We start from the raw sequence: 15029 nt of genomic DNA on the forward strand, positions 1-15029 counted from the left end.
TCCGCTCAGGAGGCACGTGCCGCCGCATCCAGACTGCGCAGGGTCTCATCCGCACCTGCCGCCGCCGTCAGGTCGGCGACATTATCCTTGGTGAAGAAGCCCTGGAAACCTCCGAAGCGCTGTACGTACTCCACGATCAGCGAGGAATGTTCCGAAGCGCTGGAGAAAATCTGCTTCAGCCCTTCCCGCTCCGAACCAGCAACCTCCAGCAGAAATTTCTGCCCGCAATTCTGCAGGACGTTCACCACATGGTCGATATTGGCCTGACCTCCGGTGTGTCCATCCCGCACCGCCACCGCCAGATGATGTAAACGCGGCCCGAAGTTGCGCACGAAGGCCTCGGTGGGGGATGGTCTGCCGATCAGATGATTGCAAAAGTACGGATGGTTGGCGGCGGTAAAAACCTTGGCCGGGCTATGCAATTCACTGGTAAAATGCATGCTCTTGGTCACATTCGTGGAGGAGTTCTGATCGGGAATATCGTAGGAACCCCAATAGTAGTAACTGGAGAGAGTCAGATACTCGAGAATGGCCGCCTCCCGGTTCTGACTGTATACCCTGGTCGCCAGGTGGTCGATGGGTAGAAGGAGCTTGTCCAGACCGAGCCTCTCACGCAATTCCTTGGCCCGTTCAAAGGCGACCTGCATGTCCTCCCGGATGAAGGACAGCCCCAGGGAATAGACCCGGATGTGGTCGTCCGGGCGCTCCCAGTAACCGACGATATTGTGGGTATAGGGAGACGGTTTGACGATGGCCATATTCCCCGGCAACTCCAGGTGGCGAACCTGCTCCTGATTGAAAAAACGGATTTCCCGGCCCTTCTGCGCCTCCACCACCTCATGCAGGTTTTTAACCTGAAAGATTTCCCCCATATATCGGGAGTTCGGCCGCCGCGCCCCGATGGGGTAGACCTCGTTGAGACTGCGAAAAATACCGTGCAGGTTGGGATCTTTCACCTCCCGCACCAACACGTCGGGGGCATTCATGTCGATTCGCAGGATGTGCGTCGAGTGCTGCTCTGTTTCCAGGGTAACCAGGTAGTCATAAGGCGTCATCAGGCAGAGTTCGCCGACATAGGCCGCGGAATGCCCGGGCTCCACCGTGATCATCAGACTGTCGATACGGCCGATATTTTCGCTGAGACCCTGGCGGTCACGGTCTTCCAGCAACCGTCCCAGCCACTCCTCAAAAAAAGCGGAATTCTGCTTGTCGCCCTGTCGCTGAAAATCTACCGATGCCTGCATATCCATCCCTCCATTCACATCCTGCCGATCAGTGTACCCCCCTTGATCCAGGCGGCCAACGTACTACCCCCTCGCACTGCCCTTGCTTCACCGACCGCATCTTGCCGGAAAAGCACATGCATTTCCTTGACAAGATACCGATTGGTCGGTATCCTTAATTGCATGATGATACAGCCCCTACGGAAAACCCGTAACCCGGAGCAGACCCGCAGCGATCTACTGGACGCCGCCTATATCGAGATTTTGGAATCCGGCTTTCAGGCGGCCAGCCTGGAACGCATTCTTGCCAATACCTCGGTAAGCAAAGGCGCGCTCTACCATCACTTCGGCACCAAGCGCGAACTGGGGCTGGCCGTAGTCGAAGAAGTGATTGCGCCGCAACTTGCGGTGCGGTGGTTCGCCCCTTTTGCCGAGCACGATGACCCTTTGGTCAGCCTCCAGCGTATTCTCGAAGAAAAAATCACTACTGCCGACGAATCCGTCATCCGCTACGGCTGTCCCCTCAATAATCTCATCCAGGAGATGAGCCCCCTCGATGAGGCGTTCCGCTGCGGGTTGCAGCAGATTCTCGATCGCTGGGTCGCGGTCATGGCCGACGCCTTGGCCAGGGGGCAGACCGCCGGCAAGGTGCGCACCGACGTCGAGGCGAAAGAGGTAGCACTCTTCATCGTTGCCGCCATCGAAGGCTGCGTCGGCCTGGGCAAAAATGCGCAGTCCGTCGAAGCCTATCGGCGTTGTTTGCGACAGTTGCAACTCTACGTCCAGTCACTGGCCGCCTGATAGTAGCGTCCCGTAGCGTGCCGTGAACATTTGCTTCGCAATTTCCGGCGTGCCGCTTTTTTCTGCTTCCTGACCGCAGCAAGGAGATATCATGTCGCAGATCACCTCTGAATGGGTTCAACTGGAAAACGGCCCACGCGCCTGGTATGCCCGCCCCGTCGGCGTGGGTCCATACCCGGCCGTGCTGGTCTTCATCGAGGCCTTCGGAGTCAACGCACACTTTCAGGACGTGGCCCAGCGTCTTGCCCGGGCGGGTTATTGCGCCATGGTGCCCGACCTGTATCACGGCAAGACCTATGATTATTCCGACTTTGACGGTGCCATCGGCCACCTCAAGACCCTGAACGACGCAGTCGTCATGCAGGAGGCGGGCCTGGCCATCCAGGCACTGCAGCAACGTGCCGAGGTGCGCAAGGACGCCATCGGGGCGCTGGGGTTCTGTATGGGCGGACGCTACGCCTTCATGGCCAATGCCATCCATGCAGACCAGCTTCGCGCCGCGGTCGCCTTCTACGGCGGCGGTATTGCCCCCGATCAGGATTCCGTCGGACGTAAGCCAGTGCTGCATCTGGTGGACCAGATGCGGGCGCCGCTGCTGCTGCTTTACGGCGCGGAGGACCAATCCATCACCCCCGAAGAACATGGTCGCATCGCCACCGCGCTCAGCACCGCCGGCAAACGCTATACCCTGACCGTGTTTCCGGGTGCGCCACACGGCTTTTTTGCGGATCCCCGGGGCAGCTTCCGTCCCGATGCCGCGCAGGAAGGCTGGCGCCTGACCCTTGACCACTTCACCCGTTACCTCGGAGCATCCGCATGACGCACAAGCTGTTTTCCTCCTGGACGTTACGCAGCGTCACCCTGCGCAACCGCATCTGCGTGGCGCCCATGTGCCAGTATTCCACACCCGATGGCGTCGCTGGGGACTGGCATATGGTGCATCTCGGCAGCCGCGCCGTGGGTGGCGCCGGGCTGGTCATGGTGGAAGCGGCTGCCATCAGCCCGGAAGGCCGCATTTCCCCCCGCGACCTCGGTATCTGGACGGATGCGCAGGCGCGGGCACTGGCTCCCATCGTGGCGTTCATGAAGACGCAGGGGACGGTCACCGCCATTCAGATCGCCCATGCGGGACGGAAGGCGTCCACCCGGCCGCCCTTTCTCGGTGGCGACCCCATTGCGCCCGATGCCGAGGGCGGCTGGGAGCCTCTGGGACCCAGTGCCCTGCCCTTCCACCACAGCCATACCGTGCCCCACGCCATGGACGCCCAGAACCTGGAGAAGGTACGCAGGGACTTTGTGGCCGCGGCCAGACGTGCACTGGCCGCGGGATTCGAGGTTCTGGAACTGCACATGGCCCACGGCTATCTGCTGCACAGCTTTCTGTCCCCCATCAGCAACCAGCGGACCGACGACTACGGCGGCAGCCTGGAAAACCGCATGCGCCTGCCACTGGAAATCACCGCTGCCGTGCGCGCGGTGTGGCCCGAAGATCTGCCCCTCTGGGTGAGGATTTCCGCCACGGACTGGGTGCGCGGCGGCTGGGATCTGGAGCAGTCCGTCGTCCTCGCCAAAGCGTTGAAGGACCGTGGCGTGGACGTCATCGATTGCAGCAGCGGTGGCATGACGCCGGATGCCGTCATCCCCGCCGGCCCCGGCTTCCAGACGCCTTTCGCCAGCGCCATCCGCCAGGAGGTCGGCATGCCCACCGTCGCTGTCGGCCTCATCACCGAGGCGATGCAGGCAGAACACATCCTCGTCACCGAACAGGCTGACGCCGTGGCCCTGGCCCGGGAACTGCTGCGCAACCCCTACTGGCCCCTGCACGCGGCCCGAGAACTCGGCGTCGATATCGCCTGGCCCGTACAGTACGATCGCGCCAAAGCACGCCCATAATCCCCCTTACCGTTCGGGGGCTGCCATCGGGGTGGCAAAAAACGCGCTTGCGGCGGCCCGCAGGGAGCGGTAATAAAGGGTGTCAGACGGGGTTCGGGACGGATTCCACCAGCAATTTCTGCAACTGCGCGAGCGTCGCCCTGCGCAAAGGTCGGCCGTCCACGGGGGATGCGGGACTGCGCCGGTCCTCGTCCAGATCAAAGAGGACCAGACGCAGATCCGCCCCGGCAAAATTCAGCTTCAGGCAAGGATAATCCCGGGCCGGGGCATCCCCATAATGAAGCCGCTGCCAGACTTCTTCATAAGCTACCTTCTGATCCATCAGAAAAAAAATCACGCTCTCCGGCGCGTCCACAAAAAGATGGAGGGTGACGGGCGCGTGGCGCGTCGCCGTCCCGGTCAGAACCGGCCCGGTCAGACGCGGCCGAAACTCCGCCAGCCACTGCATGGCCTGCGCAGCCTGCTCGCGGAGCTGGCGCAACTCCGCCTCATGAACCTGACCGTGGAAAAGCTGCAGACGCGACTGAAGCTCTTCCTCGATCTCCGCATTACTTGGCCAGTCCTGCTGGGCGTCGCCGCCGGCGCCCAGGCGGCGCGCCGCCTTTTCCTTGGCCACCCGGAAGTCCACCACCCCTTCGTCGGCCATGATCCGCGCCGATTCCACCACCAGCAAGCGCCGCAAACGGGACTGTTGCTGTGACTTGGCCATTTCCGCACCCCGCTCATTGTCTACAAACGACATTCCGCATAAGATAGCGCGAATGCGAGAGTGGCGGAATTGGTAGACGCACTGGATTTAGGTTCCAGCGGTTACGGCCGTGCGAGTTCGAGTCTCGCCTTTCGCACCAACTTCTCAAAAATGCCGTTGCTCCGTAAGCTGATCGCGTGCCGCAAGTTCGGTACAAAAGGGGCATAAATGAATATGCAACAATCCATTATGTCAGGGTATCAAAAGTTTTTCACTAGAAGCGGCCGGGCGCCGCGCTCGGAATACTGGTATTTCCTTTTATTCTATCTATTGTTGAATATTGCCGTACAGCTACTGGGTACCTATGTCCGAACCCACGGTCAGTCCAGCACCCCTTCCATTCTCCTTTCGATTGTCACGATGGGGTTCTGGCTGGTAGCCCTGGCCACTGTCGTACCAATGCTGATGGTTACGGTCCGTCGTGTTCACGACATTGGACGGACGGGTTGGTGGGTTGGCGTCTCCTTTATCAACGGGCTCCTGCTCGACGGAGCGTTGGGATATGCGATCTTCAGGACCACTATCATGCACAATACCCAAAATCTGCAGGCTGGTCTGCCCAGTGGCGGTATGGCAATAGTCTTGGGCATATTGGGCTTGATCGGCATCGCGCTGGGCCTTACGATCTTCATCTTCACCATCCTGCCGGGAAGCCCAGGAGAGAACCGTTATGGCCCAAACCCTCTGGACTCCCACGCCACGCCTGTTTCCGGGCGCGAGATCGATAGATCCTGATCGAGGCGCCTGTAATTCATGAGGATTCAACATTGACCACCTTCAGACCAATTGCATTTGTCATGGCGTCAACCAATCATGGCGCCATGATAGTCAACAGAAATGACTACAGAATCGTTCCCGGCGGGGCATTTGGCGTTGGCCATCAAATACTCACGTCGTCGTCTTTCGACCAGCCCGAAGTGGATCTCGTCCTGCAGTTGTTATCCGCCAGAAGAACCCACCATGGCGATGGCGTCTTTGCCATCGATTGCGGCGCCAATATAGGCGTTCACACCATAGAGTGGGCAAAGCTCATGTACGGTTGGGGATCGGTGGTCGCCTTTGAAGCGCAGGAAAGAATTTTTTATGCGCTGGCCGGAAACATCGCCATCAACAACTGCTTCAACGCCAGAGCCGAATGGGCCGCCGTCGGCGCCGGCAACGGGTTCATCGGGGTTCCGTCACCGGACTACAACCTGCCGTCGAGCTACGGCAGCCTGGAATTGAAAAAATCGGCAAGCAACGAATTCATCGGCCAGGAAATAGACTATTCCGAAGAAAAAGCCATCCGGACGCGGATGGTTGCCATTGATCAGGCGATAAGCGGACGGGTGGATTTTATCAAAATTGATGTCGAGGGGATGGAAATCGATGTGCTCCATGGCGCAAGGGAAACGATCATACGCAATAAGCCGGGCATGCTCATTGAAAAAATCAAGTCAGAGGAAAACGAACTGATCGGATTCGTTACCGGGTTAGGCTATAAAACATTCCAATTTGGGATCAATATAATCGCCGTACACGAATCGGATCCGGTGATCTCCATGATCAATACCACGGTGTAGATTCCGCCATGGAGCGGGGTACGACCGTGTGCGGCGGCCAGGCAGAGCATCCTTACCGACGGCACGAAGTGGACTGCCCCGGCAGATCGCCTGCGACCGAACACAATGCCTGAAAGATGAAACGGTCGTTCACCTCGGATTCCGGCCGGGTCGTATCCTATGAAGACATCGGTGACCCGAACGGGAGGTTGCCGGTATTGTTCCTTCACGGTACGCCCGGCTCCCGCCTGCAACTGGAGTTGCTGCCTGCAGCCCTGCGTAACGGTCTGCGCTGGGTCGCCTTCGACCGGGCGGGATATGGAGCATCGGACCGGCAGCCGGGACTGACCATGACCGAAGTGGCGGCGACGGGCGAAGCTCTGGCAAAGCATCTGGGGCTGGACGCCTTTCACGTGCTGGGTTTCTCCGGCGGTGGTCCCTACGCGCTGGCCTGCGCCCGCGCCATGCCGGGGCGAGTGCGCACCGTGCATCTGGCGAGCAGCTCGGGACCGGCGGAGCTTCCCGAGGTACGATCCGCATTCGGTCTTCAGGACCACACCATCTTTATCCTGGTGCGCCATGCACCGTGGCTTTTCAGGGCGTTGTTGCGCCTCAGAATGGCGGGTATGCAGCGGAGGCCGGAGCGCTTCGTGGCGCAGTTCGCGGCAAAGATGACTACCCGGGACCATGCCCTGCTGATGGCGCCCGACGTTCTGGCGAAGCTTTGCGACGACTTGCGGGAGGCGTTGCGGCAAGGGACTGCAGGGATGGCTGACGATTTCGCGGTGCTCAACCGCCCCTGGCCCTTCCATTTGGAGGACATCCGGGTGCCGGTGCATGTCTGGCAGGGTGCGCAGGATCATGTGAACAGTCTGCAGGTTGGTCTGGCGATGGCTGCACATTTGCCGACGGCGCAGTTCCATCTCCTGGAGTCAGGCTCGCATACGCTGTTGCTGACCCATGCCGCGGAGATCCGTGCGGCGTTGGACCAGGATGCGGTCCTGGCCGCTTCGCAGGAACCCGCTAAATGATACCGGGAACAAGGCAGTACGTGCAGTTGCGGTATTCCTGATAAGCGATCCCGAAGGCATCCGCGAGTATGCGTTCCTCTTTGGCGATTCTCCAGAGGTAGGCCAAAATGACAGGAACGACGATCAGGATGGCGGTGGCCCAGTAGCCAAACGACAGCGCCAACCCCAAAAAACAGAGCAGCGCACCCGTATAGGACGGATGGCGCACCATGCGATAGGGTCCATGCCGGATCAGCCGGTGTCCGGGCTGAATGGCCAGATCCACGGTGAAATATCTCCTCAACGTCATGATCGCGTATGTTCGCAACATGAGTCCCGCCACCAGTAACGAAACCCCCACCCGCGGCAGATAGAGCGCGATATGTGGCTCCTGGCGGATCTCCAGCGCCAACACGAACGCCCAGCTTCCTACGCTGGACAGGATCACGATGTTGAATATTTTCGAAGACCCGCCATCCTGCCTGTTCGCATTCATGGGGGAACGGAAAAAGTATTCCAGGTACAACTCCAGCAATATCCACGCTGATAACAGCGCCAACAGCAGAACAGCAGATATCATCATTCCTCACCGCCCTTGAGCCGCTTGCCCCGTTCACCAGCGATGAACCAGTGTACCACCATATCTCCACATCCTGAATCCTTGAGATTATCCCGAATGTTGCGACAGCTATTCAAACCTGGGGCGTTTGCGAATGAGCCACCCAGGCAAGGCGGTGGGGTCGGCAAAACACATCGCGGCACCGCTGGCATCCAGGCGTTCCGCGCCGTGTACGCCGCAGAGCACCCCCACCGGCAAGACCCCGGCGGCCACGGCCATTTCCATGTCGTGCACGGTGTCGCCCACCATGATGGCCGCCGCTGGGGGCAGATCGTAGTGCCGTAGCAGTTCGCGGAGCATCAGGGGGTCTGGTTTGGAGCGGCTTTCATCGGCACAGCGACTGGCGCTGATGCAAGCGGCGAGTCGGGGATGCTCGCCCAGCACCCGATCCAGGCCGCGGCGGGCTTTGCCGGTGGCCACGGCGATCTCATAGCCAGCATCGGCGAGTTGCACCACCGTGTCTTCCACCCCCGGAAAGAGGGGCATTTCACGGACCGGCGTGCCGAAAAAGCACTCCCGGTAACCCGCCAGAATCCGTTCCCGGGTAGACCTATCCGCATCGGGGGCGAGAGCCGCCAAGGCGTCTTCCAGTCCCAATCCGATGATTTCCCGGTACTGCTGCGTTCCGCGATCCGCCAGCCCTGCATAGCCAAAAGCATGGGCCAGACAGCCGCAGATGGTAGAAATGCTGTCCATGAGGGTGCCGTCCCAATCGAAAATGATCAGTCGGCAATCATCAGGGGGCAAAATCATCCGGCAGACTCCTTACGCAGTGGGGTGAGAATGGCTTGCAGATCAGCAGGCAGCGGGGCCTCGATGCGCATGGGCCGGCCGTCCTGCGGGTGGCGGAAGGCCACCAGGGCCGCGTGCAAAAAAAGTCGCCGCAGGCCCAGGGCGCGCAGACGCTGGTTGAAGGCCGCATCGCCGTATTTCTCATCGCCTGCCACCGCATGCCCAATCGCTTGCAGGTGAACCCGAATCTGGTGCGTACGCCCGGTATCGAGGTCCGCCTGCAACAGCACCGCGCCGCGGAAACGTTCCAGTGGCAGGAAATGTGTATGTGCGGCCTTACCCTCCACTGGGTCCACCCGCACCATGCGCTCGCCGGACTGCAGGGTGTTCTTGCGCAGGGCCAGACGCACGGAACGCGCTTCGCCCTGCCAGTCACCGGCCGCCAGCACCAGATAACGTTTCTCCATGAGGCCTGCCCGCAGGGCTTCATGGAGCGCACGCAGCGCCGAGCGTTTCTTGCTGAATATCAGACAGCCGGAGGTGTCGCGGTCCAGGCGATGTACCAGCTCCAGTTCACGGGCATCGGGCCGCAACTGGCGCAATGCTTCGATGACGCCCCAGCTCAAGCCCGATCCCCCATGCACGGCCAGCCCGCTGGGCTTGTCCAGCACCAGCAGATGGGAGTCTTCGTAAAGGACAGCGGCTTCCAACTGGCCCTGCAGGTAGGCTGGCAGTACGGCGGGATCGCTGGGCGCCGCCACCCGCACCGGCGGCAGTCGCAGCACGTCGCCCTCTGCCAGGTGGTAGTGCGGTCGCGCCCGCCCCTTGTTCACCCGAACTTCGCCGCTGCGCAGGATTTTGTAGATATGGGAGCGCGGCACACCTTTCATCACCCGCAAGAGGAAGTTATCCAGCCTCTGCCCGGCTTCCGCGTCGGTCACCTGCCATTGTCGCACCCCGTTTTCCGCCATTTTCCCTGCCTCTGTGCTTTTTTCATTTGCGATTCTATTCTTTTATGGCATATATTTCGACTTGGGACGCTGCGCTTCTCGGAGCGCGGCCCCAATTTCAGCATCGACGGTAACCCCGTCGGTCCCAATTACAAACGCTGCGCTCCCTGGTGGGCCCCTTGGGCTTGTGGGTTGAGCGCCGGAGAAAGAAGAACTTATGAAACGGATGTTGATTAATGCTACCCACGCGGAGGAGTTGCGGGTGGCTTTGGTAGATGGTCAAAAACTCCTCGATCTGGATATTGAACGCGCGTACCGGGAACAGAAAAAAAGCAATATTTACAAGGGCCGCATCACCCGTGTGGAGCCGAGCCTCGAAGCCGCCTTCGTCGACTACGGTGCCGAACGGCACGGTTTTCTGCCCCTCAAGGAGATCGCCCGGGAGTACTTCCAGCAGCAGGAGCAGGGCCGCAAGCGCATTCAGGATCTGGTGCGGGAAGGTCAGGAAATCATCGTTCAGGTAGACAAGGAAGAACGCTCCAGCAAAGGCGCGGCGCTCACCACCTTCGTCAGTCTGGCCGGACGCTATCTGGTGCTGATGCCGAACAATCCGCGTGCCGGTGGCGTCTCCCGACGCATCGAAGGCGAGGACCGCACCCAGATCCGCCAGCACCTCCAGCTCCTGGACATCCCCGAAAACATGGGCGTCATCGCCCGTACCGCGGGGATCGGCCAGGAGCTGGAGGCCCTGCAGCGCGACTTGGAATACCTCAAACAGATCTGGCAGGCCATCGTCGATACGGCGGCGCCGCGCGCCGCGCCTTTCCTGATTTATCAGGAGGGTAATGTCGTGGTTCGCGCCCTGCGCGATCACTTTTCCGAGGATATCGGCGAGGTGCTGATCGACGAGGAAGGCGCCTACAATGCCGCGGTGCAGTTCATGGGCTCCATGATGCCGAAAATGGTGCATCGCCTGAAATACTACGACAACGACGTACCTCTTTTCTCCCGCTACCAGATCGAGCAGCAGATCGAGTCCGCATTCAGCCGCGAAGTGCGCCTGGAGTCGGGGGGAGCCATCGTCATCGACCACACCGAAGCGCTGGTGGCCGTCGACGTGAATTCGGGGCGCGCCACCAAGGGACAGGATATTGCGGAGACCGCATTTCAGACCAACCTGGAAGCCGCTGAGGAGATCGCCCGGCAGATTCGCCTGCGTGATCTGGGCGGGCTTATCGTGGTCGATTTCATCGATATGGAATCTCCCAAACACCAGCGCGAAGTGGAGAACAAACTCAAGGAGGCACTCAAGCTGGATCGGGCCCGGGTACAGTTGGGGCGCATCTCCCGCTTTGGCCTCATGGAAATGTCCCGGCAACGTCTGGGTGCGAGCCTGGAGGAAGCCTCTTCCGAGCCCTGCCCGCGCTGCAACGGTACCGGTCAGATACGGGGCTGCGAAGCCACCAGCATGCACGTCCTGCGCCTGCTGTATGAGGAGTGCATGAAAACCGGTGCCGCCGAGGTAGAGTGTCAGGTACCGGTGGATGTGGCCGTCTATCTGCTCAACGAAAAACGCCGCCAGATTCTGGAACTCGAGGCCAAAACCGACACCCGTATTCTGGTCATTCCCACGCCAGAGATGGTTACGCCCCATTATCAGATTCAGCGGACGCGCGTGGAGGGCGGCAGCGGCCGGACGGCTCCGGCGCCTGGGGGTGAAGGCAACGCCCTGCCCGCACGCCCCAGCCGCCCGACGAACGAATCCGCGGCCCTGAGTCCGTTGACCGCACCGCCACCGCCCGAGGTGTTGCCACCACTACGCACACCACCGGCACCCAGCAGCCCGAAGGCGAAAGTACCTGCCAAGGTCGTTCCGCCGGAAGAAGGCATTCTGGCCCGCCTGGTGCGGGCGCTGGTATCCCGTTATGTGCCCGTTGATGCCGCGACTTTCCTGGCGGAAACCAGTGGTGCCGAGATGTCGGCAAGCACGGAGCAGGCCAGCGAGATCAGCAGCGATGAGCAGGAAAACAGCGGCGAGGGGCGCAGTGGCCGGCGCCGGCGCCGCGGTGGACGCCGGGCGCGCGCCCGGCGTTCCACCCAGGGTGGAGAGAATGGTGCCGAATCCTCTTCGGCAGATGAGGAAGCCCCTGAGGGCAGCTATACGACAGAGGAATTTCAGGATAACGATCTGCTGGCGGGCCCCGAGGATGACAGCCATGCCCTGGAGGAACTCGTCTATCCCGGCTCGGTACCCGCCGCTGCCGACTGGCACCAGATGCTGGTCCCCGCCACGACGCGGACTCCGGCCGCCGATCCGACCTTTCAAAATGATCCGGCACGGGAGGTAGAAAGCCTGCCTGCAGAGGAGCCCGCGTCCTTGACCGTTCAAGAACCGGTCAAAGACACCACTCGGGAATCCTTGCGGATGGCAGTGCGGCAGGAGCCCACCCCGGAACCCGTGCAGGGTGACTTACTGGCCGTGGAGACCATGGAACATGGCGGAGCAGTATCTGTTGCCGTCCCCGGTGAAGCCGAGCAGCAGTCTTTCCCGCTGGGCGACGGTTGAGCAACGGCGACGTCGCGCTAGAAACCGGGGCGTAGTAGTGCCTTAGCCCCGCCGCCATGTGGTACCGCCGGGGCCATCTTCGAGGATGACTCCAGCGGCTGTCAATTCCTGCCGGATGGCGTCGGCTCCGGCAAAATCACGGGCCTGTCGCGCCGCGGCGCGCGCGGCAATACGGCCATCGATCCAGGATACGTCCGCGTCGTGGCCGCGAAGAAAACCCTCGGCGTCCTGTTGCAGCAAGCCCAGCACACCCGCCAGTTCCCGTAACAGGGTGGCGAGCGGCGCTGCCACCTCACTGCCTTCGTCCCGCAGGCGATTCAGTTCGCGGGCCAGATCAAAAAGCACGGCAAGGGCTGCCGGCGTATGAAAATCATCACTCATGGCGGCATGGAAACGCTCCCGCCACTCGCTCCCCATCTCCGCCACGATTTTAGGTCTGGGCATTCCACGCAGGGCGGTATAGAGCCGCGTGAGGCCCGCTCTCGCCTGCTCCAGCGCGTCTTCCGCATAATTCAATGGGCTGCGGTAATGGCTGGAGAGAATGAAAAAACGCAGCACTTCGCCGGAATAGCGGGGCAGAAGCTCCCGCACCGTGAAGAAATTATTCAGGGATTTTGACATTTTCTCGTCGTTGATGCGAACAAAGCCGTTGTGCATCCAGTAATGGGCAAAAGCACAGCCCGCGCCCTGGGACTGGGCGATTTCATTCTCATGATGCGGGAACTGCAGATCGGCACCACCGCCATGTATGTCAAAGGCACAGCCCAGGGCGTCGGCGGACATGGCGGAGCACTCGATATGCCAGCCCGGCCGCCCCTCTCCCCACGCTGAAGGCCAGGACGGCTCGCCGGGCTTGGCCGCTTTCCACAGGGCAAAATCCAGAGGATCGCGTTTTTCTTCGCCGACTTCGACCCGCGCACCCGACGTCAACTCGTCGATGGACTTGCCGGAAAGGCGGCCATACTCCGGAAAACTGCGCACCGCGTAGTACACATCGCCATTGGCCGCCACATAGGCATGCCCTCTGTGGATGAGTTCGCCGATCAGGGTTTGCATGGCGCCCACATGCTCCGTCGCCCGCGGTTCCAGATCAGGTCTCCGGCAGAGCAACGCCGCCTCATCTTCATGCATGGCATCGATGAAACGTGCCGTGAGTGACTGAATCGACTCGCCACACTCCAACGCCCGACGAATGATCTTGTCGTCGATATCGGTGATATTGCGAACGTAGGTCACCTCATATCCGCGCTCACGCAGATAGCGCACCACCGTATCGAAGGTGACCATGACCCGGGCATGGCCGAGATGACAGAAGTCGTATACGGTCATCCCGCAGACATAGAGTCCCACATGATTGGGGCGCAGCACCTCTAGCGGCGTTTTACTGCGGCGCAGGGTGTCAAAGAGGGTCACTACGGGCAGATTGATCATAGGGTGGTCTCGATGGGCGTTGAGGGGCGTCGGGCAGCGGCATGGAGACGCGCCAGGGCGCGCTCTTCGCCGATGAGGGGAAGGAGCGCCGCCAGTTCCGGGCCGTGGGTGAGCCCGGTGAGTGCGGCGCGCAGGGGCATGAACAACGCCTTGCCGCGACGCCCGCTAGCCTGCTGCAAGGCTTTTGTCCAGCGCCGGTAGTCTCCACCGGACGCCTGCAGCGTCGCCTGAGCGACGGACCAGAACTCCGGACTGACTCCGGTGATAGCCTCGACTGCATCGGCAGCCAACGCGGGAGCGCCAAAACAGCGCTCGGCCCAATCCAGGGCATCGCCAGGCAGCAGGATATTGGCACGCACCGCCGCCACGAAAGGCATTTCCAGCCCCATCGGCACCTTACCCCGCAGCAGTGGCGCGAGCCAGTTCCAGACGGCGGCATCGTCCAGCGACTGCACCGCTTCGTGCTGCCAGTGCTGCAACTGCACCATATCAAAATGGCTGGGCGCCCGGCTGATCTGGTTCAGCGCAAAGCCCTGCGCCAACGCCCTGCTATCCAGAAAGCCCGTCGCGCTGTAATGATGACCCAGACGGGCAAGGTAGTTGCGCAGCGCCGCGGCCAGATAACCGTCCTTGCGCAGATCACGCAGGCTGGCAGCTCCGTATCGTTTGGACAGGGGCTGACCGTCGGCCCCGAGCAATAAAGGCAGGTGCCCATAAGCGGGAACCGGTAAACCCAGCGCCTGCAATATCAAAATTTGCCGGGGCGTATTGGTCAGATGATCCTCGCCGCGCAAAACCAGATTCACCTCCATCAGCGCGTCGTCGACCGCATTGGCGAAAAAAAAAGCCGGGCTGCCGTCGCTGCGACGGATGACAAAATCCCCCAGATCGGCCAGCGCATAATGTCGCTCACCCCAGACCAGATCCGGCACCGTGAGGGTACCCTGATCCGGCACCCGGAACCGCAGGGTAGGCAATAACCCGGCCGCCTCGCGCTCGGCCCGCGCCGCGGCGTCGAGGTGCCGGCAGCGCCCCCCATAGCGCGGCGCCTTTCCGGCGGAACGCTGCACAGCGCGCTCCGCGGCGAGGTCGTCGGCGCTGCAATAGCAGGCATAAGCCTGTCCACTGGACTGCAAATGGGCATAGTACCGGCCATAAACGGCCAGACGCTCCATCTGCCGGTAGGGGCCGTGATCGCCCCCCCGATCCGGACCTTCGTCCCAGTCGATGCCGAACCACCGCAGATCTTCCAGCAGGGCCCTCTCATAGATCTCGGGGGAGCGCTGCTGATCTGTATCTTCCAGACGTAAAATGAATGTTCCACCCGCGCCGCGCGCCGCCAGCCAGGCGAAAAGGGCTGTGCGGGCATTGCCAAGGTGCAGGTAACCGGTGGGGCTGGGCGCAAAGCGACTCTTGAGATTCATGGTGGTATAGTATTGCGCCATCGGCCGCATCGCAATGCAAAAGCCGGGATAGGATACTTCGCAAAGTGCAGGCCAGAATGCACTTTGCGAA

General features: G+C 61.2%; 14 protein-coding genes and 1 tRNA gene. 8 read left to right on the forward strand and 7 right to left on the reverse strand.

Annotated features, from left to right (window positions below; all coding sequences use genetic code 11):
* Positions 1 to 5 precede the first annotated feature (5 nt).
* Complete coding sequence (locus tag AFE_RS10180; RefSeq protein ID WP_012537052.1) at positions 6 to 1244, reverse strand: hypothetical protein; 1239 nt, start codon at positions 1242 to 1244, stop codon at positions 6 to 8.
* A gap of 162 nt (positions 1245 to 1406) precedes the next feature.
* On the opposite strand from AFE_RS10180, the gene AFE_RS10185 reads away from it, so the two are divergent.
* The 3 genes from AFE_RS10185 to AFE_RS10195 all read left to right on the forward strand — a co-directional run bounded on the left by AFE_RS10185 (position 1407) and on the right by AFE_RS10195 (position 3917).
* A complete protein-coding gene (locus tag AFE_RS10185) occupies positions 1407 to 2024 on the forward strand; it encodes a TetR/AcrR family transcriptional regulator (protein WP_180830382.1) in 618 nt (205 codons plus the stop codon).
* Positions 2025 to 2115: 91 nt separating this feature from the next.
* On the forward strand, positions 2116 to 2844 hold the full coding sequence (locus tag AFE_RS10190) for a dienelactone hydrolase family protein (RefSeq protein WP_009560977.1): 729 nt from the start codon (positions 2116 to 2118) through the stop codon (positions 2842 to 2844).
* Complete coding sequence (locus AFE_RS10195) at positions 2841 to 3917, forward strand: NADH:flavin oxidoreductase/NADH oxidase (protein WP_012537054.1); 1077 nt, start codon at positions 2841 to 2843, stop codon at positions 3915 to 3917. The genes AFE_RS10190 and AFE_RS10195 overlap by 4 nt, the downstream gene beginning before the upstream one ends.
* Positions 3918 to 3999: 82 nt before the next feature.
* Here the strand turns inward: AFE_RS10195 and AFE_RS10200 are convergent, their stop codons facing one another.
* Positions 4000 to 4626: a hypothetical protein gene (locus tag AFE_RS10200; RefSeq protein WP_012537055.1), complete on the reverse strand. Its 627-nt coding sequence runs from the start codon at positions 4624 to 4626 to the stop codon at positions 4000 to 4002.
* A gap of 54 nt (positions 4627 to 4680) precedes the next feature.
* On the opposite strand from AFE_RS10200, the gene AFE_RS10205 reads away from it, so the two are divergent.
* The 4 genes from AFE_RS10205 to AFE_RS10220 all read left to right on the forward strand — a co-directional run bounded on the left by AFE_RS10205 (position 4681) and on the right by AFE_RS10220 (position 7237).
* A tRNA-Leu gene (locus AFE_RS10205) sits at positions 4681 to 4765 on the forward strand.
* A gap of 68 nt (positions 4766 to 4833) precedes the next feature.
* Entirely contained in the window at positions 4834 to 5400 is a 567-nt protein-coding gene (locus AFE_RS10210) for a DUF805 domain-containing protein (protein WP_009565188.1), read from the forward strand.
* 32 nt (positions 5401 to 5432) lie between these two features.
* A complete protein-coding gene (locus AFE_RS10215; RefSeq protein ID WP_012537056.1) occupies positions 5433 to 6227 on the forward strand; it encodes an FkbM family methyltransferase in 795 nt (264 codons plus the stop codon).
* Between the two features lie 116 nt (positions 6228 to 6343).
* On the forward strand, positions 6344 to 7237 hold the full coding sequence (locus AFE_RS10220) for an alpha/beta fold hydrolase (protein WP_009565186.1): 894 nt from the start codon (positions 6344 to 6346) through the stop codon (positions 7235 to 7237).
* Here AFE_RS10220 and AFE_RS10225 read toward each other — a convergent pair.
* The 3 genes from AFE_RS10225 to rluC form a co-directional block, all read right to left on the reverse strand.
* Positions 7230 to 7799 carry a methyltransferase family protein gene (locus tag AFE_RS10225; RefSeq protein ID WP_012537057.1) on the reverse strand — a complete coding sequence of 190 codons (570 nt, stop codon included), beginning with the start codon at positions 7797 to 7799 and terminating at the stop codon, positions 7230 to 7232. The two genes, AFE_RS10220 and AFE_RS10225, sit on opposite strands and share 8 nt — an antisense overlap.
* Positions 7800 to 7904: 105 nt before the next feature.
* Positions 7905 to 8588 (reverse strand): HAD family hydrolase, encoded by a 684-nt coding sequence (locus AFE_RS10230; protein ID WP_009565185.1) that lies wholly within the window; start codon positions 8586 to 8588, stop codon positions 7905 to 7907.
* Positions 8585 to 9538: a 23S rRNA pseudouridine(955/2504/2580) synthase RluC gene (gene rluC, locus AFE_RS10235; RefSeq protein ID WP_012537058.1), complete on the reverse strand. Its 954-nt coding sequence runs from the start codon at positions 9536 to 9538 to the stop codon at positions 8585 to 8587. Before rluC ends, AFE_RS10230 begins: the two co-directional genes overlap by 4 nt.
* A 196-nt stretch (positions 9539 to 9734) precedes the next feature.
* Here rluC and AFE_RS10240 point away from each other — a divergent pair, with 196 nt between their 5' ends.
* Positions 9735 to 12083, forward strand: a complete 2349-nt coding sequence (locus tag AFE_RS10240; protein WP_012537059.1) for an Rne/Rng family ribonuclease — start codon at positions 9735 to 9737, stop codon at positions 12081 to 12083.
* 42 nt (positions 12084 to 12125) lie between these two features.
* On the opposite strand, the gene cysS is transcribed toward AFE_RS10240, so the two are convergent.
* Both cysS and gltX read right to left on the reverse strand, forming a co-directional pair.
* Positions 12126 to 13514, reverse strand: coding sequence for a cysteine--tRNA ligase (gene cysS, locus AFE_RS10245; RefSeq protein WP_012537060.1), 1389 nt, complete (start codon positions 13512 to 13514; stop codon positions 12126 to 12128).
* Positions 13511 to 14959 carry a glutamate--tRNA ligase gene (gltX, locus tag AFE_RS10250; protein WP_012537061.1) on the reverse strand — a complete coding sequence of 483 codons (1449 nt, stop codon included), beginning with the start codon at positions 14957 to 14959 and terminating at the stop codon, positions 13511 to 13513. Before gltX ends, cysS begins: the two co-directional genes overlap by 4 nt.
* Positions 14960 to 15029 lie beyond the last annotated feature (70 nt).

Source organism: Acidithiobacillus ferrooxidans ATCC 23270 (assembly GCF_000021485.1).
Lineage (GTDB): Bacteria > Pseudomonadota > Gammaproteobacteria > Acidithiobacillales > Acidithiobacillaceae > Acidithiobacillus > Acidithiobacillus ferrooxidans.